Raw genomic sequence first — 22726 nt, forward strand, 5'->3', positions numbered from 1 at the left:
CGTATGCCATGCATCGAAATTAACGATCTAACAAAAGACTTTGGCGATGGGAAAGGCTTGTTTAACCTCAACCTGAAGATTGAAAAGGGCGAGGTGTTTGGATTCGTCGGAACGAATGGAGCCGGCAAAACAACGACCATCCGTCATATCATGGGATTCTTGAAACCGGACAGCGGTTCCGTGACTGTTCAGGGGCTGGACTGCTGGGCTGATTCCGCCAAGATCAAAAAGCTGATCGGTTATATTCCTGGGGAGATTGCGTTTCCTGATGCCCCGACGGGGAGCGAGTTTTTGAAGCGGCAAGCAGAGCTGTTGGGTTTGCAAGATATGTCGTACGCAGAGCGTATGATCCAAAAGCTGCAGCTTGATCCGTCAGCCCATTTGAAAAGAATGTCCAAGGGGATGAAACAGAAGACGGCGATTGTCGCCGCATTCATGGCCGACCCGGAAATATTGATTTTGGATGAGCCGACAACGGGCCTGGATCCGCTCATGCGAGCGGAATTCGTAGATATTTTGCAGGAAGAGAAGAAGAGGGGCAAAACCATATTCATGTCGAGTCACATGTTCGAGGAAGTAGAGCATACGTGTGACAAAGTCGCCTTAATCAAGGAGGGAAAGCTGATTGCCGTCAAGCCGACGGTCGAGGTCAAGCACAATGAGAACAAAGTCTATAAATTGGAGTTCCTTCAGCAGGAGGATTACAAGCGCTTCTTGTCAGAGCCCTTTCAGATCACGGAGAAACGGGAGAATCAGAATCAAGTGCTTATCGAAATCCATGATCGTGACATCCAAATGTTATTTCGTACATTGAGAGGTTATTCCGTGAAATTTATATCCGAGAAGAAGTTTACGCTTGCGGATTATTTTAATGGCTTATATGAGGAGGAAAGCGCCCATGCTTAGCAAACCGATCTTCAAACAAACGCTTAAGGCCAATTTTAAGTTATGGTTTATCTTCACACTCATCATGACCGCGCTTCATATCGTACTGATTGCCGTATTTAATCCAAGCACCTTATCGGACATGTCGAACATGGTGAAGGATACTCCACTTGCAAATCTGCTCGGAGAAGCGACATTCCTTGGCATGCTGTCCAAAACCTTCTATGGCATACAAGGGGTGCTTCTGCCGATTGTGTTCATCATTATGACCGCTAACAGTCTCATCGCTTCGCAGGTGGACCGAGGTTCCATGGCATACTTGCTGTCGACGCCGACCAAGAGAAGCACCGTTGTCTTGACTCAAGCTGCTTACCTGATCCTGTCCCTGATCCTGATGATTCTCATCGTGACACTGGCAGGTCTGGTTTCCATCTCGGTATTTCAGGCTGACATTCAAGTAGATACGACAAATTATCTCATGCTAAACCTGGGCTTGTTTCTGCTGATGTTTGCAACCAGCGGGATTTCGTTCTTTTTCTCCTGCGTATTCAATCTCTCCAAGAACTCACTGGCTTGGGGGGCCGGCCTCCCGATGGCTTTTTTCCTCCTGAAATTGATGGGAGATGTCGATAGCAGCCTGGAGGGTCTGAAATACGTATCCATGAATTCGCTATTTGATACTTCCGCGATTATAGATGGCGGCAATGTTGCGGTTCCGTTCGCTGTGTTGGCGGTTATCGGGATTGCACTGTATCTGTTCGGAATGCGTGTATTCAAGGAAAAGGATTTGCCGTTGTAAGAATCGTATACAGAGTTAGCAGCCGCTGCAAATGCGGCTTTTTTGCTTTTGGGTGTGTAAACATTCCACGAGAGCAGCTTTTTTACATGGTAATAACTGTAAGGGGTGGCATGCTGCCCTATCGTTAAGTTATTATTCTCTCTATATCATGGTATCATTTGAAATACGCGATTTGTGAAAGGAGGCCCATACGAGTGAAGTCTACTACTTCGGATCGTGTAAAAATCCCGCCGGGATTTTGGGAAGGATTACGTCAATTGGGGATCACTTCTCACGACGTGGTTCGCTCAGCAGGGCTGCCGTTAACCGTTATAACTGACCCTATCGTTACAAGCGCCCAGTATTTCGCAATTTGGCATGCGTATTCCGATCTCATGGGCGACACGGCCAAGGGAATCATCGAGCTTGCCACCGTATTTGAAACAGCGCAGTATCCACCGACCGTCTTAGCGCCTTATCACGCACGTGATTTCCGCGACGCCTTACAACGAATGTCACGGTACAAGCAAATGTGTCCCCCTGAAGGCTTGCGCATCATCGAGGAGGACGAGTATTGCTTAATCGAGTTGGAATGGCGGCATACCGAGCAAAGTGGTCCCCCCGTGTTAGTGGGAATCACATTGGCATGTCTTCTGGAGCTCGGTCGGAGGGGGACAGGCCAACCATTGACGGCACAGTTGGTCGAATTTTCGAACGACATGGGTGATGTAGAAGCCCTTGAAGCGTACTTCGGCTGCCCCATACGGACAGGTGCAGCATGCAACCGATTGACACTGCATCGAAGGGATTTGGATATCCCTTTTGCTTCATACAATGAAGAGCTGTTAGAGATCTTGACCCCGGTATTGGACCGAACGCTTGATGAACAGCAGCGCAGCTGCTCCATCACAGAGCGGGTCAAATGGATCATGAAACGCAATCTGACCGGAGGGCGGGCAGATGTTCAAGCCGTCGCGAGAGAGCTTGGCGTGAGTGATCGAACCTTGCAGCGCAGGCTGATGGAGGCGAACACGAATTTTAAGCACCTGTTGGTACAAGCAAGACATGAGTCGGCCTTGGAGTACTTGAAAGACCCTTCGCTTGATATTAAGGAAGTAGCATTCCTGATTGGATATGAAGACCAGAACTCATTCTATCGCGCCTTTCGAAACTGGGAAGGGGAGACTCCCTCAAGTTGGCGTGTGAAGCAAGAAGATTGGCGTCATGCGCTAGTTACCGAATCATCCTGACAAGATAATATTATCAATACCCGGAGCACAAGACTGTTTCCATTATGACTATGAAGCAGCTTGCCGTGAATGATAAATTGAAGGAGATTTGAAGCAATGGAAATGGGATTAAATCATAAAACAGCATTAGTTACGGGATCAACAAAAGGCATCGGAAAAGCCATTGCCATGGAGCTTGCAAAAGAAGGTGTGCATGTACTAATCAATGGGCGAAATGAGGATGAGGTGGAACGAACGGTACATGAAATAAAGTCTAATTATCCGGCGACCTCTCCCCAACCCGCTGCTGCCGATATGGTGGACATAGAGCAAAGAGAGGCTTTATTCCTGAAATACCCTCATGTAGATTTGCTGGTCAACAGTATGGGAATGTATGAAATTATGCAGTATGAGGACGTGGGCGATGAGGTGTGGGAGAAATACTTCCGTACGAACGTTCTTGCCGCCAACGCATTATCTAAATTTTATTTGCCTCAAATGCTGAAAAATAACGATGGCCGCGTGATCTTTATTGCAAGCGAAGAAGCCTTGATGCCTTCAGGACAAATGCCACAATATGCAATGACCAAGTCCATGCTCCTGTCCTTATCGAAAAGCTTGTCCAAATTAACGATCGGTTCGGAAGTTACAGTCAATACGATCTTACCGGGACCGACACTCTCTGAAAATGTACAGCAGATTATTGAGGGAATATATCCAAATGAAGATTTGACTTTCTCGGAAAAAGAGAAAAGATTTATGAAAACAAACCTGCCTCAATCTGAAATCCAGCGATTTATCAAGCCTTCTGAAATAGGCAGGCTGGCCGCATTTATATGTAGTCCTTATGCATCCGCGTTTAAAGGATCTCCAATTCGCATGGATGGGGGAATGATACCGACTATTTTTTAACAACAGCTGGCGGGTTCATAGTAATTGAAAAAAAGGGTGACTTCCTAGTGGAAGTCACCCTTTGCATGTTAGAGAGCGGCTGGCTGCATCACTTTATTCATGACGGATGACTGCGCGAGCGCAGCAGCTTCCAGCGCTTGTATTGATAATAGATCGTGCAGCCAACGCAATAACCCATGACGGCTACAATGGCCGCTACAGCTACCATAGCGGATGCAGCATACGCAGCCACTTGCCATCCCAACAAATAAGCTGCGGCTGAGATGCCAAGCAAAATGACCGCGATGGATTGATTGAATCGAGCCAGTTCCTCGGCCTGCCCTTCCGATTTCTTCAGCCTTTCTCTGCCAATAACAGCCTTGGCCAGCTGAATGAACAGATTGCCCTTGGCACCTGCCAGTAAAGGAATCACCTGTATCAGGAATAGAATGTAAATAAACCAGGGTTGTTGAAACACGAATGATAAAAGAACGAACAGCACGATTCCGATTTGGTTCGCTTTTACAAGCGGAAGCGGAATTTCTTTCATCAGGAACACCTCATTTTCCGTAAATGTTAATCTTATTAATCAGACTAGTTTACTATGATTAGAATGTAGCATGGGCTTTATCGGTTGTCAATGCATCGCATATTGGACATGTTTCCCCATAGAAAGAAAATTGCTACAACGGCGTAAGACAAGCTTTTTACTTCAATAGGATTATCCATATAAATGGGGGAGGGGAAGTATATGGTAAAAGAACTGATAGTCGGAGACGCCATCAATGAGCTGGCTGCTACGCGGGGCATCCTTGATCGGTTACCCGAGGAGCATATGCGTTGGAGGCCTCACGTGAAGTCGATGACGCTTGGCGGGCTTGCCACGCACCTGATCAATCTGCTGAACTGGCAAATCACGATTTTTCTTTATCTGGAATTCGATCTTTCGACCACACCGCTTCGGCTGAAGCCTCTGGAGAGCCGCAAAGACGTGCTGGAGCAATTCGACGCAAACGTCATCAAGCTTGAGCAGCTGTTAGCCGAATGCGACGAGAAATCCCTTGGCGAGGAATGGATCTTGCGCAATGGTGACCATATCATCCTGCGTCAACTGCGGGCAATCGCGCTTCGCACCTTCGGATTAAGCCACATGGTCCACCACCGGGCGCAGCTCGGCGTTTATTATCGGTTACTAGATATTCCGGTACCGGGACTTTACGGCCCATCGGCCGACGAGGAAGGCATATGACCCAAACCGCACCGTACTGTCGCACGGTACCGGCATGACATAAGGCAATCTTGTCTCAAAGATAAAAATTAGCATGCAATCGGGGAGAGGAGAACAAATATATTTGCAAATCGGAGCCCAATCATATATTATGGACATTGCGGGTCTGTAATGAAGATCCGATGAAGGGAGTAGTGAAACATGCAGTTTTCCAAAAGCACAGATTATGCACTCCACGCCTTAATTCATTTGGGGCTCTCGGAGCGCAATAACAATATCGGAATCAAGGAATTATCTGCGACGCTTGGCGTTTCGGAAACCTACTTATCCAAGATCATGTCCAAGCTGAGGCAGGATGGAATTGTACGCGCTGTGCCAGGGGTAAATGGCGGTTATGAACTTGCAAAGTCGCCTGAACAGATTACTTTTCTGGATGTTATTCAAGTGATTGAAGGAAGACAGCATTTGTTCGAATGCTCGAATACCAGTTCGCGGCAGCATGAGGTGTTAGCAGAAGTCGAGGATGATCAAGGGGATTCGATACGTCCAAGAAAGAACGGATGCTTGGTTGAAAAAGTAATGCTTGGCGCCGAACAGCATATGCACCAATATTTGCGGGAGTATACGATACAGTATGTACTTGATGAGGCGTCCAAGCATTGCAACCATGCTCAAAACAAGAAGTAATACACTTCTTGTGCTTTTATTATGGATAATATAGATCCATAATAAAATACTTGTCAGTCTTCGTAGCAAAATAAATCTATCGAAATGAGGAACAAACATGAATCATTTTTTTAACGAAGCCACTTGGGAAAAAGAATGGAAAGACCGTGGAGCTGCCATCTTGGAGAAAATGAAAAGGGCCGGAATCGAGCCATCCAGAGACTTTGATCATAAGGCCAGGACGTTCAACGAGCAGTCGTTTAATGAAGAGGGAAGGAAGAGAACCAAGCGAATCATGAACTGGCTTGAGGGGCAAGGCGTCCAATTCGAGAACGCTTCTGTGCTGGATATTGGAGCTGCCTCGGGAGTGTTCTCGGTGCCGTTTGCGGAGCGGGGTGCTCATGTAACCGCGGTAGAGTCCTCCATTCCCTTGGTGGAACTGCTGACAGAAAATTTCGCCAAGTTCCCCGATGACAAAGTGAAGATCATTCCCGAACGGTTTGAAGATATTGACGTGCAGGAGAGAGGCTGGAGCCAAGCCTTCGATCTCGTATTTGTCTCCATGTGTCCTGTCATTGTGGATTGGGGGAGCGTGGAGAAGATACTCGATTGTGCCAGTCAGTATTGTTACATCAGCATGCCGGTTGGTTCCACGGAGCTCAGTTTGATTCACGAAATTTGGCCACTTGTCACCGGGCAGTCCTTCAGAACAAAACATACGGAAATGGGGTATTTGCTTCATCTGCTCTATCTCAAAGGTTACGCCTACGAATCCCTTATTACCCGGGAAACAAAAACGATGGAATACTCAAGGGATGAGGCATTACAGGAAATGATGGTATGGCTTCGCAGACACGATCTGCCTGCAGATGATCGGAATCGGAAAATCGTAGCAGACTATTTGGATCAGGCGTATCCATCCGGTAAAGTGACTGTCCAGCAGAGCGGCCGTTATGGCAAGGTGCTGATTCGATTGCAGGATCAGAACATGTACACAAGAGATTGATCACACAAGTGTGAAAAGTCAAGTGACGCCTACCCGAGGGTAGGCGTTTTATATTAATATTGCACATAGGTGAGCACGGAAGGGGCGTGTCGCCCCCTCCACATACAGTCCTGCCAAAGCATTTGCCGTTGCGCTCAAAAACGTTTGCTTTTTCCCTTAATCCTTCAGAATCTTCATTGTTTTCAGCGTCTCCAGCGTCAATTGTTTGGCGGTTGTACCGCTCCCGGCCACATTGGTAGCGAAAACCCACGTGTTCCTATCCGTCTCGACATAACCCACATACCAGCCAAGCCCCATATCGGAGAGCCTTGAGCCTGTTTTTCCATGAATCGTATACTCGTCTTGTTCGTCATCAATCATGATCCGTTTGACGGTCTTCATCGTTTTCTTCTGAAAAGGCAGATCCTCCTCAACCAGCCGCTCGATAAAATCCGCCTGTTCTATGGCCGAAATCTTCAAGCTGCTGTCCAGCCAGAATGTATCGATTCCTCCCGAGATGTCACGGTTTCCATAGTTGATTCGATTCAGGTAGTGCTGCATCGGAACTTGGCCGATATCGCGAGCCATGGCTTGATAATACCAAATGGCAGAATCCCTCATAGCCGAAGCGAGCGAATGATCCCGGTTCCAGACCGGAAAATCTCTTGCGATACCGTCCCATCTCTTCACATCATATTCGTCGGCAACCGCCTTTACTTCCAGTCCAATGAGGGCATTTGCCACTTTGAAGCTTGATTCCGGTGTAAACCGCTGTTGGCTTCTCCCGGGATTGAATTGATAGACTTGATCGGTCTTCAAGTTCTTGAGGACAAGTGTTCCTTGAGTGTCGTGAAATATGTGCTGCAATTCAAGCGGGCGGACGCCAGGCTTGGCATCAGCACTCGGTGAATAGGCAAACAAACCAACAAGCGTAACGAGTACAACCATCAAATGGGATAAACGGCTTAACTTTTTCATCTGTAACACATCTGCATCACTCCTGCACATCCATTTTTTCGGGAAGGGTTTCAATGGCCATCGAACAGAATCATTTCCCAGCATCAAATGCATTTTGATACTATTAGTCTATGGATACAGGTACGGCAAGTAAATCTTGTTATCTACGGTTTGTGCCTGTACAGATTGAAGAAGAGAAGAGGGGGACACTTATGATCTATGCAGAGGTCATGTTGCATATTGAAATGCTAATGGACACCGGAGAGTTAATACCGGGCAAGAAGCTGCCATCCATTCGGTCGCTGGCCAAGCGGCTCGATTGCAGTGTCAATACCATCATCAAAGCGTATTCCGAATTAGAGAAGAAACATAAAATCTATTCCGTCTCGAAGAGCGGTTATTATGTCGTGGAGCAGGTTCCCTCCCGCCATTCAGGCGCGGCTAACACAGGAGCCATTGATTTTCTCTCGGCTGGTCCAGACAAGAAAGCCATGCCTTACCGGGATTATCAGCACTGCATCAATCAAGCCATCGAAGTGTATAAAGAGGAGATGTTCACCTACTCCGAGATCCAGGGGCTGCTTTCACTGCGAGTGGAACTGGCACGTCATCTGCGGGAACTGCAGGTGTTTACCGTACCCGAACGAGTCTGCGTTGTATCCGGATCCCAGCAAGCTATTCATCTATTGATTTCACTCCCGTTCCCCAATAACAAAAAGAACATCTGCGTCGAACAGCCTACGCATCTGAGTATGATCGAATCGATTAAATATCAGCAGGCCACGGCATACGGAATTGAGATTACGGCGAATGGACTCGACATGGACCGGCTGGAGCATCTGTTCAAATGGAATGACATTAAATTTTTTTACACCGTGACCCGATATCATAATCCGACCGGCTACAGCTACTCGAACAAGGAGCGACGGAAAATCGTGGAGCTGGCACAAAAATACGACGTTTATATCATCGAAGACGATTACCTGGGCGACCTGGACCCCGACATGCAGCAGGACCCAATGTTCGCTTACGATCCGTCAGGAAGGGTCATCTATATCAAGAGTTTCTCCAAAGTGATGCTGCCCGGTTTAAGATTGGGGCTTGCGGTAATTCCGGACTTCATACGAGATTCATTCTTAAGCGCGAAGTTCGCTTCGGATTTGCATACGCCAGTTCTGACGCAAGGTGCACTGGAAATCTATTTGAAGAGCGGCATGTTCAAGGCTCATATTCAGCGCATGAGATCGATCTACACCAGAAAAGCAGCTTTACTGCAAAAAGCCTATCAGGAACTGCTGCCGCCAAGCGCCGCCTATTCGGGTTCGCTTTCGGGATTCTATTCGACGATTCGATTGCCGAATCCGTTAAAAGCCAAGACGTTCATCGAGCATTTGAAGCAGGAAAACGTACATGTAGATGACGCCGGAAAAATGTATTTGCCCGATTTTGTACAAGATTCGGTCATTCGCTTGAGTGTATCGCAGGTGGAGGAGGCGTATATCGAGTCGGGTGTCCAAACCATAGCTCGCGTGATGAAAGAGCTCATCAACACAACGCTTCAAGTTAAATTTATTTAACAGGGCGGGTAAGCTGGATCGTCATCGTTGTGGATTCAGGACAGAGATCTGGGAATACTGCTTGGCCATCCGGACATCATCTGTACGGGTACAGAGTCGGAAAACAAACGTTTCTGCGGCATGGCAATAGAAGTATACTCTACAATACAACAGGCGTTGTGATGTCATTATATTGTTGGACAAGGAAAGCGAGGTGTCGCCAGTAGGTTTTTTATGGTTCGAGCGGTGGGGTGTTTATGCACTGATTGGAGGTTATCTGGTGTGGGCTTACTGGACCCGTAAACCGACCAAAGCGAAGGTGCTCCCTTTATGGGGGCTGTTGATTGGAAGTGTGGTTATCCAGGCTGCTGCTGCTTCGCTTCTATGGTTCGTTCTTCTGCTTCCGATTACCGAGGCCGTACTATGGAGCTTGACCGCAGTTACGTTGGTTGAGGCCATCCTTGCCCTTTACCGAAAACAGCATGTTAAATGGGTGACGTTATTCATTCTCGTGCTTGTGTGTGTGTCTCTGCTCATATTGTTACTAAGGGCTATGTAGAATCTTCTCCAAGAGATTCGCGGCTCCTCCAGATGTTGCCGGGGAGCAGTAAGATAGGATGATTGAATTGCAATATCTCTTCGATGTCCATCCAGACCATCCTCATGTGCGGCAATTGTGCATGGCTGACCCTCTGCTCGGAGAGTTGGTCCAACGGATCGGTCACATCCAGGTCCCCTATGAGCCGGATGGCTTCACCTACATAACGAGAACGTTGATTGGTCAACAGCTTTCGATTAAAGCTGCCAGAACCATCTTTCTCAGAGTAGAACAAGTTTGCGGCACAATTACAGCTGACGCTATCCTAGCTGCAGCAGAAGAGAGCTTGCGCTCAGCGGGATTATCGCGGAATAAGCTAGGCTATATTCGAAACGCTGCGGAACAAACGAAGTTGGGAGCGCTTCATTTTCCATCGTTAGCCGATCTGGATGATGATGAGGTCGTTCGTCAGTTGACCCTGGTGAAGGGAATCGGTCGGTGGACCGCGGAGATGTTCCTCATTTTTCACTTGGGAAGACAAGATGTCCTATCTTTCGGCGATCATGGCCTTAAACGTGCTTCGGAATGGTTGTATGCAGCTGAAGCAAGCGAAGGCCGCTCTCCATTGCACCGGAAACAAGCAGAGTGGAAGCCTTATTCTACGATTGCATCCTTATATCTGTGGGAAGCTATTAACGCTGGCTTAGTGCAATCCGGGCCGTTTTTAACGCAATTTAAAAATACTCCATGACCAGATACCGACTATTAAAAAGTGATGGAGGTTTTATTGTTGAACAGTTCATTTGGCGATAACTTCAATTCCGAGATACAACCCTTTCAAATCCATGTTTCTCAGGACATCTTGGATGACTTGCAGAACCGATTGGCTAAGACGAGATGGCCCGATCAAGCAGAGAATGCGGGCTGGAGGATGGGGAGTAATCTTGATTATTTGAAAGACTTTGTAGAGTATTGGCAATATCAATACGATTGGAGAAAGAATGAAGAGGAACTGAATGCATATAACCATTTTACAACCGAAATCGAGGGCACGAAACTGCACTTTATTCATGAGCCAAGCTCAAATCCGGATGCAATCCCCATCCTGCTGATACATGGTTGGCCGGATTCATTTTACCGATACCATAAAGTGATTCCAATGTTAAAAGAAAATTTTCACGTCGTTGTTCCTTCGATTCCAGGTACGGGATTTTCCGAGCGGAATTCTCTGCCCTTTGATCAAATCGCAGATCTGTTCGCGACCTTAATGACTGCTAAACTCGGATATACCCAGTTTATCTCTGCGGGCGGCGATGTGGGCTCAATCGTGAGTTTGTCTTTAGCCAATCGTCACCCAGAGGCTCTTCTAGGTATGCACTTGACGGATGTCGGTTATCCCGACCACAACACGGATTTTGCGAGTCTGACTCCTCCGGAACAGGAATTTGCGGCTTTTATTCAGGGATGGTGGATGAAGGAAGGCGCATTCAATATGATCCAATCCACGAAACCACAAAGTTTGTCCTATGGGTTTAATGACTCGCCCGTTGGTTTGGCGGCATGGATTATGGGCAGTATTACGATGTCCTCGACGGGGGAGGAGATTGAAGAACGGTTTAGCCGTGACGAGCTCCTAACTAATATTATGATCTTTTGGGTAACCGAGACGATTGGCTCTTCCATGCGCATTTATTATGCAGAATCGCAGGCAGCACATTCTAAAGAATCATACGGGAAAAGTGAAGTTCCAGCAGGTGTGGCACACTGTCCATGGAATGCTCCTCTTCCGAAGGAATGGGCGGCACGGAAAACAAACCTTATTCATTTTTCAGATTTAGAAAAGGGCGGTCATTATACAGCCTGGGAGGCTCCGGAAGTCTGGGTCAAGGATTTCCGCGATTTTGTACAGAGATTGACTTCGATGTAAGTACGGATATATTAGACAGCGAAAGCCCCTTTGGGGGCTTTTTCCTTTTATAGATTCCATAAATTTGAGAAATGAAGAGCTAAGTACATCAGTTGGGAAAAAGCCTTCATTAGGATAATGTTACATATTCCCTTAAGAAGTGGCAGAACAGAATGAGCGACTTTATTTTCACTATTTACAAACCGATGGTCGGTATTTATGATGAATTCATAAATTAGATTGTTGAGAGGTTGTCATTCTTCGGATGATTCCTAATGGAGGAGGTTTACTAAACCATATGGAACCACTAATCGTTCTTATTGGTGTCACCATGGTCATTCTTGTGGCGGGTGCTGCGGGGGTGAAGCGACTGCGTCCTTGGCCAGTTGCACTTCGGGGCGGAGTCGCAGCCATGTTTATGTTAACAGGCACGGTTCATTTCGTATGGATGCGGAAAGAGCTCATCAGCATGGTGCCGCCTTTTCTGCCCAATCCCGGGTTTATCGTGACACTTACCGGATTGCTGGAGTGGGCAGGAGCTATAGGTGTTCTAGCTGCCGACTGTACCCTGGGCCGCTGGGGGACTCTCGCTTCTGCTGCTTATCATGTTCCCTGCAAATATTCACTACGCCCTCTCAGGCCTCGCGACCAAACCGGAAGATGCAATATTTCCACGCACTCTGATGCAAATCGTCTTCCTGTCCGCGAGCCTTACTATCATGATCTACTATTCCTGCCAACGATCAGTACGGCGGCGAAGCCTCAATGAAACCAACAACACTCCAAAGTCCGTTCACAACTGAGTTCTACCATTCCCGTATTGGGTCAACAGACCCGTAATATCAACCTTTGCAACAGGATATCATGAAGACTTCGAGTGGTGGATGGCTGTCTCGATATAAGCTTTCAAAGCCTTGATGAACGTGCGCATGGCGTATCCGACATATCTATCGCTCCGGTAGATCAGACAAATGTCCTGAGAAGGCGTAGGATTCTTCAGGTGCACGACTTTTATATCTGGATGTTGAAGATCATCCAGTAGAAGCCGAGGCAGCACACAAGCGCCAACTCCGCTCTGTACCATCTGGATGAGGGAGGACAACGTTGTTGTCACCATATGCGGCTGCAGAGTAAACCCGTTGTTTATGCAAAAGCCATCGATCAGCTTGCGGCATTGATGGTCGGGTGGGAACATAACCATCTTCAAGGTATGCAGCCTGTTCAAGGCAATGAAGTTCTCTGTGGCAAGAGGATCATGCCTGCTTACCGCCAGTGAAAACTCTTCATGGAACAAGGGGATTGACGTGAGACGTTCATCCACAACAGGGCCGATGGTTACGCCGACATCGATGCTCCGATCCAGAACCTGTTCTGTTACTTTTGTCGTTTCCAGAAGAGACAGCGAGATGGTCGGGTAGGTCTGATGGAAGTTCAGCAGCAAGGCATTAAACATGAGATCCGCATCGCCGGGCAAGACGCCGATGGATAGCGATCCGCCTTGCATCTGCTTCAGGTCAGCAATGGCGTCGCTCGCTTGCTGCAGATGCGTGAACACAGCTGCACCATGCTCACGAAGAATCGCTCCGGCATCTGTAAGGACAATGGTTTTGCCCACGCGATCGAACAACAGAACCCCTAATTCTTCTTCCAATCTCCTTATTTGCTGGCTGATGTTGGGTGCGCTGACTCCCATTTTATCAGCCGCTCTCGTGAAGTGAAGCTCCTCGCATATGGCCATAAAATACTGTAGCTGCTTTAACTCCATAACTCACACCTGCTTTCCATGACATCGCTGGATACATGTTCAATGCTTATTGTTACGCCATCTTCCTGATCCTGTCAACGATTTATCGTTAACTTATACTTAACGTTCCGGTAATGTCGACTGCATTGATGAAGTGTTGCATGGGACCTATACTGGGGACATATCAAGCGGTTCCCATAACAAAGGAGGAAACGAATATGTCTGGAATGATCATCAGCACTGCAAAAATAGTACGCCAAGTGGTGCTGCAGCAGGTGCAAACGATCCCCGAGGAGTTGTTCGACATCCAAGCGGCAGGGTTTAACAATACGATTCGTTGGAATGTCGGTCATATCATTTATTGGATGGATCAGTATTCTATCCTAAGCCTCGGCTTTCCATCGGTTATACCGGACTCATATGTTACGCTGTTTAGCTCTGGAACCAAGCCCTCGGATTGGACGTCTGCTCCTCCATCGAAGGAGGAACTGGTCGAGATGTTGAAGGCACAGCTTTCCCGACTATCTGAATTGACCCCTGAATTGCTGGAGAAGGAGCTTTCAACACCATATGCCTTTGGACCGTTTGAATTCAACACCGCCGGCGAGCTGTTTAACTTCGCCCTGATTCATGAATCTATTCACCTGGGAACGATATCGAGTCAGCTAAAGGTGGTTTCGTGCTAATTAAAGTTTGAATGCCGAGAGATAAAAGACGTAAGGAAAACTTGAGACTCAATTAATCGACGAATAACCATAATGAGGAGGGTAGTCATGGAAAAATCCCTAGACGCAGTCACATCTCGAACCAGCGAATGTTTTGATGCCTTCAGGCAGGCTTTAGAAACAGGGAATACCGAGAATTTTCTGAAGAAGGTTGCAGAAGGTTTTCATTTCTTCGTCCCGCTTCCGCTGGAGGGATGGAATCACAAGCAGCAAGGCAAAGAGCGGTTCGAGGAATTGATCAGATTCGAGCGCTCGGTGTTTCAGATGTTGCTCACTCCGCTCCTCTTGCTTGAGGATCAAGATCACGGAATGGTGGTATTTCGCTCGGAAGGTCCCCTCAATGGGCGGCCTTTCTCCAACGAACTTACGATTATCTTCGAGTTCGAGGGAGATCGGATCCGCTCTTTCCGCGAATATGTAGGCATGCCGTTGAATAACTACGAGAACCCGTAAAGCGATACGAGAAAAGTACGCTCGAACTTTATGAAGTAGTATGACAGACCGTTGTCATATTACTTTTTTTATTATAACAACAGATACAACAACCAAATTCATTGCACGTCAAAGGAGACGATACGAATGACAAGTCATCCAGTAGAAATGTTCGACTATCACGCATGGGCTATTCAAACCCTCTTGGGAAGAATCAAGGAACTGCCGTCCTCGGTGCTGCAGCAAGAAGTAAACACCTCGTTTTCCACCATTGGCGAAGTGTTCGCGCATGTCTAGGCGCTCGACAAGTGCTGGCTTCAGGTTCTGAGTGGAACCAGTATGCCCCAAGCGCTGGAAGCCTGCCTTCCGCTGCAACAAGAAATCCTTGGGTACGTTGTCGATGAATTCGCAATTGCCTTTCGTGAGTTAGCCGAAGAATACAGAGCATGGTTCCGAAGCCAAAACGACTTGGAGCAAAGCATTGTGCTCGACAATCCCTACGCCGGAACGCGCAGCACGCGATTATCGGAAATTGTGCTTCAAGCGGTCAACCACGGCACCTACCACCGGGGCAATATGTCGACTATGCTGCGTCAGCTGGGCCATGCGTCTATCATGAACGATTATTCTCTTTACTGGTACCGGCAGCCTGCGAGATCTCATGAAGTAGAGGAGTCCGCTAAATAAGCTAACAAATGAAAGAATAAGAGGTTATTTATCATTGGAGGAACTATATGTTTAACGTCATGCAGAATTTAAATTGGATTTCGATCGTGCTCGCTACATTGTCTCTTTCTTTGCTGGGCGGCGTTTGGTTTACTGTTTTATTTGGGAAGGCGTATGCTCTGGCATTAGGCAAGGAGGGTTCGTCAAAAGTAAAACCGGCTCCTATTTATATTCTGGGACCCTTGATATGTGGACTGGTAACTACTATCGCAATGGCGATTCTGATCTATGCTTTCGAGATCGAATCTTATGTTGACGCTATTGTTTTTGGTGGAATCGTTGGACTAGGCTTATTAGCCTCAACCACCATCAATACGGGGATAAATCCTAACATCCCACGGCCGCTTGTATACGGACTTGTCAGCGGAAGCTATTTTTTGCTCTCAGGATTAATTGCTAGTATTATTCTTGTAGCTATGAAATAATCGTTGCCAAGCAGCCATGCTTTTGTAGAAAAAATCTTCTCTTCAACGATCATGGAATAGTATATAATCGACTTGATTCGAGAAGGGAGAGGTATCCATGAAGAGCGAGACAGTCGTGTTCAAAGGCTCCAAACATTTCGTGCTGAATGACGTTGCTGAGGGCGTATTTGCAGTGATTTCAGTTCCCGGTACGGGCTCATTAGGCAATGCAGCAATCATTGATCTGGGTGATTCTACGCTAGTTGTGGACACATTCACGACAATAGAGGCTGCCGAGGATTTGCAGGCAGCCGCAGAGTTTCTCACGGGAAGAACAGCTTCCTACGTAATCAACACGCATTGGCATAGTGACCATACGTTTGGCAATCAAGTGTTTGCCTCTACGGCTCAAATCATATCTACGTCAACCACAACTCCAGCCGAACAAGCAGCAACCAACTACCGTTGCCACTATTAGTAGCATCCTCGTTGCTTCAGCATTGTTTTCATTGTCAACCAAAAACAATAGTTTTTATGTTTACAATTAGAAACTTGCACATTATAATTCAATTCATTAGACGTCGACGCTAATCAAATATCTTGTTATTGGTTCCCGATGGAGGTTACTACTTTGAAAACAAAAGAACTCGTATATGCTGCATTATTCGCTGCATTCATTGCGGTATTGGGTCTGATTCCGCCACTTCCTCTAGCTTTCATACCTGTTCCGATCACGGCACAGACTCTGGGCGTCATGCTGGCAGGATGCTTCCTGGGCAAACGCATGGCAGCGTTCAGTCTTATCATCTTCATCATTCTGGCAGCGATTGGTCTGCCTGTATTGGTAGGTGGTCGCGGCGGTCTCGCCGTTCTGGTTGGGCCCTCTGCAGGATACATATTTAGCTGGCCGATCGCAGCCTTTTGTATTGGGTGGGCTTCGGAGAAGCTATGGCCGCAAGTCAAGACATGGAAGCTGCTCCTCATCAATATCGTGTTTGGCGTGATTCTCGTGAGCCTGATCGGTGCTCCGGTTATGGCGCTGATTACGAATACGTCCATCTGGGCAGGACTGCTTGGTGCCGTATCATATCTTCCGGGAGACTTGATCAAAGCCATTATTGCAGCCATCGTTGCCATGCAGCTTAAGGCCATCAGTCCGATCGAAGAAAAGATGCACAATTCCTGACTCTATACGACGCTCCTAGAAGCGGAAATACGAAGGAAAATCTGTCATATAGGTGTGATAACAAATGAATCTGATACAGCCCATCCTAAACCGCGCGGTAGAGACACCCGGCCGAATCGCCATCTCTAGCGGTCGGAAGCAGCTTACCTATGCGAGCCTCATGGAGCGGGTCAAACGAATTGCACAAGGGCTCCGGCAGTCTGGCTATGTGCATGACAAGATGGCTATGCTGTCCGCGAACCGTATCGAGTTTGTCGAGGTATTTCTGGGTGCGGTGTATGCAGGATGCGTGCCTGTGCTGCTTGACCCGAAATGGAGTGTTGCCGAATTGCAAAGGGTGATCCAGCAGTGCAAGCCTCGGGTCATCGTTGGTGAGAGACGTTATGTGGAAAAAATAAACGAACAGCACGCTGCCATTCCGTGTTTAACTTTTGCTGAACATGAACACCCGGGAACCTACGATACATGGCTGTCGTCATTTCAGCCAGCAGGAGATGCGGATCTAACTAACGAGTTGCTGTTTATCGGCTATACTTCAGGAACAACCGGTCGTCCCAGGGGTTATATGCGCACCCATGTCTCCTGGCTTCGAAGCTTTGAAGCAACGGGCGAGGCCTTCCAATTAGACCGGATGGAGCAAGTGCTTGCTCCAGGTCCGTTTGTGCATTCCTTGTCCCTATTTGCTCTTATGCAGTCGCTCTACAGCGGGGCGACCTTTCATATTCTGGAGCAGTTTGCTGCCCGTGAGGTCCTGAACCTGTGCTCCAAAGTACCCGATATGACTTTATTTGTCGTACCAACGATGATTGATTCCTTGTTACAATACGCTGCAGTGGATTCGGGCAAAGTATCCATTCAGGCGATGATCAGTTCAGGAGGTGCATGGTCCGAGTCATCCAAACAACGGTGTCGCGAGATGTTTCCCGATACCCAATTGTATGAATATTATGGCTCTTCGGAAGCGAGTTATATCAGCTACATAGATGTAGGCAAAGAAGACAAGCCCGGTTCTCTCGGAAGACCGTTTGACGGTGTGCAGATATCGATTCGAGACGAGTTTTTTCGGGAGGTGCCTGTGGGTGAGATCGGCCAGTTGTACATTCGCAGCGAGATGATGTTCACGGGTTACTATCAGCTTCATGAAGATACAATTGATGTTTTTCGCGATGGTTGGCTTCAGACAGGCGACTACATGTATGTCGATCTGAACAACGATCTTTATCTCGCAGGACGTTCCCAGAATATGATTAAAAGCGGAGGCTTGAAGGTATTCCCGGAAGAAGTGGAGGCTGTGCTTGGGCGTATTCCGTCCGTACAGGAGGTTATGGTATTCGGCAAACCGAATGATCGATGGGGGGAGCAGGTAACCGCTCTGATTCAGTGGCAGGCTGGGGAGCGCCAGTGGACACTGGATGAGGTCAAGCAGTTTTGTCTGAAGTTTCTGGCCAGCTATAAGATACCCAAAGAACTCATCGACATCGATCGGTTCCAGTATACGAGCAGCGGGAAAATTGCCCGCAAAGTGATGAAGGATAATGTGGAAAGGGTGATCCTGTGACAGATGCAGTCATTGTGATGGCAAAACGTACACCGATTGGCCGCATTGGCGGAGCATTAAGCTCGCTGGAGCCGGAGGCTCTGCTGGCACCCCTGATTCGCCACATCTTAGCGGAAACCAACGTTCCGCATCACATGATAGATGATGTGGTGATCGGAAATGTGGTTGGACCGGGCGGTAACATCGGCCGCGTGGCCGCCCTTGAGGCCGGTCTTCCCGTCACGGTGCCCGGCGTAACCATTGACCGTCAATGCGGTTCGGGGCTGGAGGCCATCAATATGGCTGCGAGGCTCATTCAGAGCGGTGCAGGCGAGATATATCTGGCTGGAGGTGTGGAGAGCACGAGTCGGGCGCCCTGGAGAATGTTCAAGCCGAAGACGCTGACGGGGACGCCTGAGCTGTATACGCGTGCCCGTTTTACGCCGAGCGCTTATGGTGATCCGGACATGGGGGTGGCCGCAGAAAACGTGGCCCATGCCTACGGGATATCCAGAGCAGCGCAGGATCGTTATGCGCTGGACAGTCATGAAAAGGCTGTTCGCTCCCGGCAAACCGGGCGATTCCAGCAGGAGATCATTCCACTTGAAGTACAGGGGTGCTTGGTAGATACAGATGAATGTCCGAGAGCGGATACAAGTCTCGAAAAGCTGCAGCGGCTGAAGCCTGTGTTTGCCGATAACGGCACCGTGACGGCTGGCAATGCATGCCCCATGAATGATGGGGCGGCGCTTGTGCTCATGATGTCCCGAGACAAGTGCAGGGAGCTGAACCTTCGGCCCGTGCTGCGCATCGTGGATGCAAGGGTGGCCGGAGTCGATCCGCATGTGCTGGGCATAGGCCCTGTTCCGGCAATTCTCAGCCTGTTACGTCGCCAGCAGTTGACGGTGGATGACCTGGACGTCATCGAATTCAACGAGGCCTTCGCTTCCCAGGTGCTTGCATCATTGCAGGAGCTTCAAATCCCGTTGCACAAGGTCAATCCTGGCGGAGGAGCCCTTGCTTTGGGACATCCTTACGGAGCATCCGGTGCAATTCTAATGACGCGTTTATGCGCCGAAATGCAACGGCAGCCATTTCGACGCGGATTGGCTGCGCTTGGAATTGGAGGAGGCATGGGTCTTGCCACTCTGGTGGAGGCAGCCGAATGAACAAGCTTGAATTTGCATATCACCTTACGCCAGAAGCGATTCTTGCGTATGCGCACAGCATTGAAACTCCCTTGCAGAAGATCGATGGGACATGGCTTGCTCCGCCTACGATGCCGGTTACGTTTTGGACCTTAGCCGATGTTCCGTGGCTGGACAAGGAGCGTACGTTCATCCATGGCAGCCAGTCGTTTGCTTATGAGAAACCGCTCTTAGCCGGCGCTCATCTCGACTGTGTGCTGACCCTCACTCGAATGGAACAGAAAACGGGCCACAGTGGAGCGCTCACCTTGTATACCCACTTGCTGGAATGCAGATGCAAGGGAGAACTGGTTGTGAGTGCAGAGACGGTATTAATATCGCTGGAGGATCACGCATGGAAAAAAAGATAACAATGGAAGCGATCAGGCTGTTCGCTGCTGCTTCCGGGGATGCGGCTGCCTTTCACACCGATCCCGAAGCGGCGAAGGCCGCCGGATTCAAAGGCCCTGTTGCCCATGGCATGTACATCATGGGAATTGCCCATTCCATGTATTTGAGCCAGCACTCGGAGCAATGGATCAAGTCTTCCCGAATGAGATTTATGAAGCCTGCATGGGCGGATACGGTGGCGCGATTTGATTATGATTGCGCAAACCATGAGATTCAGGTCACCGTGATAGGGGAGAATGGGGAAACGCTGGCGAATGGTTCGTTTTCCGTTGGCGGAAAGGTGGATGATCTTTGAATAAAACGGTTTTGATTACAGGTGCCACAAGAGGGATCGGGCGTTGTCTTGCTCTCCGATTGGCCCGTCACGGCTACCGCGTGGCTGTTAATGGAACCCGGCAGCGAGGCATCGATTGTGTAGTGGAGGACATCCGCCAGCATGGGGGAGAGGCATCGGGTTATTGTGCAGATGTTGCCAACCCTGATGAAGTAACAGCCATGGTCAACGCCATTGTGACGAAATATGGAAACATCGATGTTTTGATTCATAATGCAGGCAATTTGCGGGACCGCAAATGTATGAACATGACCGATGAGGAATGGAATTCGGTGATTGATGTGCACCTGAATGGCGCCTTTTATTGCATTCGGCGTGTGCTGCCACACATGACTGAACACGGAGGGGACATTGTACTGATGACCTCAACAGCCGGATTGAAAGGCTCCGTGGGACAAGTGAACTACAGCGCAGCCAAGGCAGGCATGCTCGGCATGGTATGGACGCTGTCAGAGGAACTGCGGCGATACCGTATTCGCATCAATGCGATTGCGCCAGCAGCCCTGACCGATATGACCCGTCCTGTAATCGAGTTTTTGACCGAAAAATATGCCCAGCGCAATGAGCCATTTCCCGAGCACTGGAAGGTAGGTGAAAGTGATGATGTTGCGTGTTTCGTGAAGCTTTTGCTGGAACAGCCCGATACGGATCTTACAGGGGAGACGTTTGGTGTCAATGGCTCCGATGTGACCTTGTGGCAGAAGCCCTCGATCATTCAAAAAAGCGGCGATGCAGCAGCCATTTTCGACAGCTGGAGAAACAGGAGAGGAGGCGGGACATGTTAACGTTGAATCAGGTTCAATTTTATTATCGGAAAGGACAGTCGGTTCTTGATGAGATTAGCTTTGCCGTGAAGAAGAGAGAGTTTCTTGCCATCGTCGGCGGGAATGGTTCCGGTAAATCCACCCTTGCCAAGTTAATGAAGGGCTTGCTGCTGCCGAAGAAGGGCAGCGTCCAATTCAACAAGCTGGACACCACAGAGCCCGAAGTGGCAGCAGATATTCACCGTCGTATCGGCATCGTTTTTCAAAATCCCGATGATCAGTTCATTACAACAACAGTGACGGATGAGATTGTGTTCGGCATGGAGAACCTCCGTATTCCGCGGGATGAAATGCATGCTCGCCTGAATCTGGTTCTGAAGGCTGTTGGATTGGAGAATGAAGCGGAAGCCATGCCGCATCAGTTGTCCGGTGGACAGAAGCAGCGTGCTGCCATTGCAGCCGTCCTTGCCATGCAGCCTGACATGATCATTCTGGATGAGGCGACCTCCATGCTTGATCCAGAGGGAAGACAGCAGATGCTGCTGATCATGCAGGAGCTTCATCGTCAGGGTGTGACGATTGTACACATCACGCATCACATGGATGAGGTCCTGCATGCCGAACGTGTCCTGCTGCTGCATGAAGGACATATTGCGTATGATGGAACGCCGGCAGTACTGTTTGAACTGGTGGCATTGGCCGATTACGGACTTCATGCGCCGTTTGCCGTAAGGCTGCGGCAATCGCTTAGTAAAGCTGGTCCGACAGCTCCATTAATACCGGATTGGAAGGAGTGGACCCGATCGCAATGGTCTATGCGTTGAATCAGGCAAATGTACGCTTCGCGGATCGGGTTGCACTGCGAGATGTGAGCTGCACCCTTGGGGAGGGGAAGTGGATTTCGGTTGTTGGACCGAGCGGTGCCGGAAAGTCTACCTTCGCCCATGTACTGAAGGGGCTGCTTCCGTTATGTGAAGGTGAGTATTTCATTAATCAGAGCCCTGCACCGAAGGACGCCAAGGGACATTGCAGCGTTATAACCGATATAGGCTTTGTATTCCAGTATCCGGAGCATCAAATATTCGAAAGCACCGTATACAAGGAGCTTGCATTCGCACCTCGTATGCAGGGTTGGTCATCCGGGCGAATCGAAGAGGCTATCGAGCAGATCCTGCCACTGGTGGGTATGGGGAGGGAGCTGCTGCCTTTGGTTCCCCTTCAATTAAGTGGTGGACAAAAACGGCGGGTGGCTCTTGCCTCGGTGCTGCTCATGAATCCGAGACTGCTCATTCTGGATGAGCCGACGGCTGGCTTGGACCCGGCGGGCAGGTTTGCACTCCTGCGCATGCTGCAGGCATGGCAGCAGGCAGAGAACCGAACGATCGTGTTCATCTCGCATCAGATGGAGGATGTTGCCGAATTTTCGGACGAGGTCATGGTGTTCCATCAGGGGCAACTTCTGGGACATGAGGATACCCATACGCTTTTTTTTGAGCGATCCGACCTTCTGGAGCAAGCAAGACTACCTCTGCCTGAAGCTGTACAGCTTATGAGATTGGTGGAGGAGCTGTCTGGCCGAAGCATCGGAGTCAGCAGCTGCAGAGAGAAGGATATTCTGGACGCGGTGCTGCCGTTCTGGGAAGTTAGAGGGCAATAA

At 48.8% G+C, this 22726-nt stretch carries 27 protein-coding genes and 1 pseudogene; 25 read left to right on the forward strand and 3 right to left on the reverse strand.

Annotation, left to right across the window (positions count from 1 at the left end; all coding sequences use genetic code 11):
- Window positions 1-3: 3 nt before the first annotated feature.
- The 4 genes from WDY75_RS14830 to WDY75_RS14845 all read left to right on the forward strand — a co-directional run bounded on the left by WDY75_RS14830 (window position 4) and on the right by WDY75_RS14845 (window position 3804).
- On the forward strand, window positions 4-906 hold the full coding sequence (locus WDY75_RS14830; protein WP_063480685.1) for an ABC transporter ATP-binding protein: 903 nt from the start codon (window positions 4-6) through the stop codon (window positions 904-906).
- Window positions 899-1684 (forward strand): ABC transporter permease subunit, encoded by a 786-nt coding sequence (locus WDY75_RS14835; protein WP_006210407.1) that lies wholly within the window; start codon window positions 899-901, stop codon window positions 1682-1684. The genes WDY75_RS14830 and WDY75_RS14835 overlap by 8 nt, the downstream gene beginning before the upstream one ends.
- A gap of 194 nt (window positions 1685-1878) precedes the next feature.
- Entirely contained in the window at window positions 1879-2913 is a 1035-nt protein-coding gene (locus WDY75_RS14840) for a helix-turn-helix transcriptional regulator (protein WP_063480686.1), read from the forward strand.
- A 96-nt stretch (window positions 2914-3009) separates the two neighbouring features.
- Window positions 3010-3804 carry an SDR family NAD(P)-dependent oxidoreductase gene (locus tag WDY75_RS14845; protein WP_063480687.1) on the forward strand — a complete coding sequence of 265 codons (795 nt, stop codon included), beginning with the start codon at window positions 3010-3012 and terminating at the stop codon, window positions 3802-3804.
- A gap of 97 nt (window positions 3805-3901) precedes the next feature.
- Here WDY75_RS14845 and WDY75_RS14850 read toward each other — a convergent pair whose 3' ends face one another.
- Window positions 3902-4333: a DUF4395 domain-containing protein gene (locus tag WDY75_RS14850; RefSeq protein WP_006210405.1), complete on the reverse strand. Its 432-nt coding sequence runs from the start codon at window positions 4331-4333 to the stop codon at window positions 3902-3904.
- Between the two features lie 201 nt (window positions 4334-4534).
- On the opposite strand from WDY75_RS14850, the gene WDY75_RS14855 reads away from it, so the two are divergent.
- From WDY75_RS14855 to WDY75_RS14865, 3 genes are all read left to right on the forward strand, one after another.
- On the forward strand, window positions 4535-5032 hold the full coding sequence (locus tag WDY75_RS14855) for a DinB family protein (protein WP_063480688.1): 498 nt from the start codon (window positions 4535-4537) through the stop codon (window positions 5030-5032).
- 180 nt (window positions 5033-5212) lie between these two features.
- Window positions 5213-5698, forward strand: a complete 486-nt coding sequence (locus WDY75_RS14860) for an RrF2 family transcriptional regulator (RefSeq protein ID WP_006210403.1) — start codon at window positions 5213-5215, stop codon at window positions 5696-5698.
- Between the two features lie 97 nt (window positions 5699-5795).
- Entirely contained in the window at window positions 5796-6683 is an 888-nt protein-coding gene (locus WDY75_RS14865) for a class I SAM-dependent methyltransferase (protein ID WP_063480689.1), read from the forward strand.
- Window positions 6684-6839: 156 nt separating this feature from the next.
- On the opposite strand, the gene blaOXA is transcribed toward WDY75_RS14865, so the two are convergent.
- Window positions 6840-7640, reverse strand: a complete 801-nt coding sequence (gene blaOXA / locus WDY75_RS14870) for a class D beta-lactamase (RefSeq protein WP_063480772.1) — start codon at window positions 7638-7640, stop codon at window positions 6840-6842.
- A gap of 191 nt (window positions 7641-7831) precedes the next feature.
- Between blaOXA and WDY75_RS14875 the strand changes: the two genes are divergently transcribed.
- From WDY75_RS14875 to WDY75_RS14895, 5 genes are all read left to right on the forward strand, one after another.
- On the forward strand, window positions 7832-9196 hold the full coding sequence (locus WDY75_RS14875; protein WP_063480690.1) for a PLP-dependent aminotransferase family protein: 1365 nt from the start codon (window positions 7832-7834) through the stop codon (window positions 9194-9196).
- A gap of 172 nt (window positions 9197-9368) precedes the next feature.
- Window positions 9369-9734 (forward strand): hypothetical protein, encoded by a 366-nt coding sequence (locus WDY75_RS14880; protein WP_156515105.1) that lies wholly within the window; start codon window positions 9369-9371, stop codon window positions 9732-9734.
- Window positions 9735-9792: 58 nt separating this feature from the next.
- Window positions 9793-10464 (forward strand): DNA-3-methyladenine glycosylase family protein, encoded by a 672-nt coding sequence (locus WDY75_RS14885; RefSeq protein WP_063480692.1) that lies wholly within the window; start codon window positions 9793-9795, stop codon window positions 10462-10464.
- Window positions 10465-10503: 39 nt separating this feature from the next.
- Window positions 10504-11640: an alpha/beta fold hydrolase gene (locus WDY75_RS14890; protein WP_082834468.1), complete on the forward strand. Its 1137-nt coding sequence runs from the start codon at window positions 10504-10506 to the stop codon at window positions 11638-11640.
- A gap of 277 nt (window positions 11641-11917) precedes the next feature.
- Complete coding sequence (locus tag WDY75_RS14895) at window positions 11918-12388, forward strand: hypothetical protein (RefSeq protein WP_231888322.1); 471 nt, start codon at window positions 11918-11920, stop codon at window positions 12386-12388.
- 93 nt (window positions 12389-12481) lie between these two features.
- Here WDY75_RS14895 and WDY75_RS14900 read toward each other — a convergent pair whose 3' ends face one another.
- Entirely contained in the window at window positions 12482-13384 is a 903-nt protein-coding gene (locus WDY75_RS14900; protein WP_063480694.1) for a LysR family transcriptional regulator, read from the reverse strand.
- Window positions 13385-13581: 197 nt separating this feature from the next.
- On the opposite strand from WDY75_RS14900, the gene WDY75_RS14905 reads away from it, so the two are divergent.
- The 13 genes and pseudogenes from WDY75_RS14905 to WDY75_RS14965 all read left to right on the forward strand — a co-directional run bounded on the left by WDY75_RS14905 (window position 13582) and on the right by WDY75_RS14965 (window position 22726).
- The gene (locus tag WDY75_RS14905; RefSeq protein WP_006210391.1) at window positions 13582-14049 is read left to right on the forward strand and encodes a DinB family protein; all 468 of its coding nucleotides are present in this window, start codon (window positions 13582-13584) and stop codon (window positions 14047-14049) included.
- 87 nt (window positions 14050-14136) lie between these two features.
- Window positions 14137-14541 carry a nuclear transport factor 2 family protein gene (locus WDY75_RS14910; protein ID WP_063480695.1) on the forward strand — a complete coding sequence of 135 codons (405 nt, stop codon included), beginning with the start codon at window positions 14137-14139 and terminating at the stop codon, window positions 14539-14541.
- A 126-nt stretch (window positions 14542-14667) separates the two neighbouring features.
- Window positions 14668-15207 (forward strand): annotated as a pseudogene (locus tag WDY75_RS14915) (DinB family protein).
- Window positions 15208-15254: 47 nt separating this feature from the next.
- Window positions 15255-15671, forward strand: coding sequence for a DUF1761 domain-containing protein (locus tag WDY75_RS14920; RefSeq protein WP_006210386.1), 417 nt, complete (start codon window positions 15255-15257; stop codon window positions 15669-15671).
- Between the two features lie 97 nt (window positions 15672-15768).
- On the forward strand, window positions 15769-16128 hold the full coding sequence (locus tag WDY75_RS14925) for an MBL fold metallo-hydrolase (protein WP_063480696.1): 360 nt from the start codon (window positions 15769-15771) through the stop codon (window positions 16126-16128).
- 153 nt (window positions 16129-16281) lie between these two features.
- Complete coding sequence (locus tag WDY75_RS14930) at window positions 16282-16836, forward strand: biotin transporter BioY (RefSeq protein ID WP_063480697.1); 555 nt, start codon at window positions 16282-16284, stop codon at window positions 16834-16836.
- A 64-nt stretch (window positions 16837-16900) separates the two neighbouring features.
- Complete coding sequence (locus WDY75_RS14935; protein ID WP_063480698.1) at window positions 16901-18394, forward strand: AMP-binding protein; 1494 nt, start codon at window positions 16901-16903, stop codon at window positions 18392-18394.
- On the forward strand, window positions 18391-19542 hold the full coding sequence (locus tag WDY75_RS14940) for a thiolase family protein (protein WP_063480699.1): 1152 nt from the start codon (window positions 18391-18393) through the stop codon (window positions 19540-19542). The genes WDY75_RS14935 and WDY75_RS14940 overlap by 4 nt, the downstream gene beginning before the upstream one ends.
- Window positions 19539-19931 carry a MaoC family dehydratase N-terminal domain-containing protein gene (locus tag WDY75_RS14945; RefSeq protein WP_006210381.1) on the forward strand — a complete coding sequence of 131 codons (393 nt, stop codon included), beginning with the start codon at window positions 19539-19541 and terminating at the stop codon, window positions 19929-19931. The genes WDY75_RS14940 and WDY75_RS14945 overlap by 4 nt, the downstream gene beginning before the upstream one ends.
- Complete coding sequence (locus WDY75_RS14950) at window positions 19916-20266, forward strand: MaoC family dehydratase (RefSeq protein WP_063480700.1); 351 nt, start codon at window positions 19916-19918, stop codon at window positions 20264-20266. Before WDY75_RS14945 ends, WDY75_RS14950 begins: the two co-directional genes overlap by 16 nt.
- Window positions 20263-21090 carry an SDR family NAD(P)-dependent oxidoreductase gene (locus tag WDY75_RS14955; RefSeq protein ID WP_063480701.1) on the forward strand — a complete coding sequence of 276 codons (828 nt, stop codon included), beginning with the start codon at window positions 20263-20265 and terminating at the stop codon, window positions 21088-21090. Before WDY75_RS14950 ends, WDY75_RS14955 begins: the two co-directional genes overlap by 4 nt.
- Entirely contained in the window at window positions 21084-21893 is an 810-nt protein-coding gene (locus WDY75_RS14960; protein ID WP_063480702.1) for an energy-coupling factor transporter ATPase, read from the forward strand. The genes WDY75_RS14955 and WDY75_RS14960 overlap by 7 nt, the downstream gene beginning before the upstream one ends.
- Window positions 21878-22726, forward strand: a complete 849-nt coding sequence (locus tag WDY75_RS14965) for an ATP-binding cassette domain-containing protein (RefSeq protein WP_063480703.1) — start codon at window positions 21878-21880, stop codon at window positions 22724-22726. Before WDY75_RS14960 ends, WDY75_RS14965 begins: the two co-directional genes overlap by 16 nt.

The organism is Paenibacillus glucanolyticus, assembly GCF_037333485.1.
In the GTDB taxonomy this organism is placed as follows: domain Bacteria; phylum Bacillota; class Bacilli; order Paenibacillales; family Paenibacillaceae; genus Paenibacillus_AQ; species Paenibacillus_AQ glucanolyticus.

Coding starts and splice junctions, on each gene's coding strand:
- WDY75_RS14830 (WP_063480685.1), top strand. CDS start 4: ATGCCATGCATCGAAATTAACGATCTAACAAAAGACTTTGGCGATGGG.
- WDY75_RS14835 (WP_006210407.1), top strand. CDS start 899: ATGCTTAGCAAACCGATCTTCAAACAAACGCTTAAGGCCAATTTTAAG.
- WDY75_RS14845 (WP_063480687.1), top strand. CDS start 3,010: ATGGAAATGGGATTAAATCATAAAACAGCATTAGTTACGGGATCAACA.
- WDY75_RS14850 (WP_006210405.1), bottom strand. CDS start 4,333: ATGAAAGAAATTCCGCTTCCGCTTGTAAAAGCGAACCAAATCGGAATC.
- WDY75_RS14855 (WP_063480688.1), top strand. CDS start 4,535: ATGGTAAAAGAACTGATAGTCGGAGACGCCATCAATGAGCTGGCTGCT.
- WDY75_RS14860 (WP_006210403.1), top strand. CDS start 5,213: ATGCAGTTTTCCAAAAGCACAGATTATGCACTCCACGCCTTAATTCAT.
- WDY75_RS14865 (WP_063480689.1), top strand. CDS start 5,796: ATGAATCATTTTTTTAACGAAGCCACTTGGGAAAAAGAATGGAAAGAC.
- blaOXA (WP_063480772.1), bottom strand. CDS start 7,640: ATGAAAAAGTTAAGCCGTTTATCCCATTTGATGGTTGTACTCGTTACG.
- WDY75_RS14875 (WP_063480690.1), top strand. CDS start 7,832: ATGATCTATGCAGAGGTCATGTTGCATATTGAAATGCTAATGGACACC.
- WDY75_RS14885 (WP_063480692.1), top strand. CDS start 9,793: ATGATTGAATTGCAATATCTCTTCGATGTCCATCCAGACCATCCTCAT.
- WDY75_RS14895 (WP_231888322.1), top strand. CDS start 11,918: ATGGAACCACTAATCGTTCTTATTGGTGTCACCATGGTCATTCTTGTG.
- WDY75_RS14900 (WP_063480694.1), bottom strand. CDS start 13,384: ATGGAGTTAAAGCAGCTACAGTATTTTATGGCCATATGCGAGGAGCTT.
- WDY75_RS14905 (WP_006210391.1), top strand. CDS start 13,582: ATGTCTGGAATGATCATCAGCACTGCAAAAATAGTACGCCAAGTGGTG.
- WDY75_RS14910 (WP_063480695.1), top strand. CDS start 14,137: ATGGAAAAATCCCTAGACGCAGTCACATCTCGAACCAGCGAATGTTTT.
- WDY75_RS14920 (WP_006210386.1), top strand. CDS start 15,255: ATGTTTAACGTCATGCAGAATTTAAATTGGATTTCGATCGTGCTCGCT.
- WDY75_RS14925 (WP_063480696.1), top strand. CDS start 15,769: ATGAAGAGCGAGACAGTCGTGTTCAAAGGCTCCAAACATTTCGTGCTG.
- WDY75_RS14935 (WP_063480698.1), top strand. CDS start 16,901: ATGAATCTGATACAGCCCATCCTAAACCGCGCGGTAGAGACACCCGGC.
- WDY75_RS14945 (WP_006210381.1), top strand. CDS start 19,539: ATGAACAAGCTTGAATTTGCATATCACCTTACGCCAGAAGCGATTCTT.
- WDY75_RS14950 (WP_063480700.1), top strand. CDS start 19,916: ATGGAAAAAAAGATAACAATGGAAGCGATCAGGCTGTTCGCTGCTGCT.
- WDY75_RS14960 (WP_063480702.1), top strand. CDS start 21,084: ATGTTAACGTTGAATCAGGTTCAATTTTATTATCGGAAAGGACAGTCG.
- WDY75_RS14965 (WP_063480703.1), top strand. CDS start 21,878: ATGGTCTATGCGTTGAATCAGGCAAATGTACGCTTCGCGGATCGGGTT.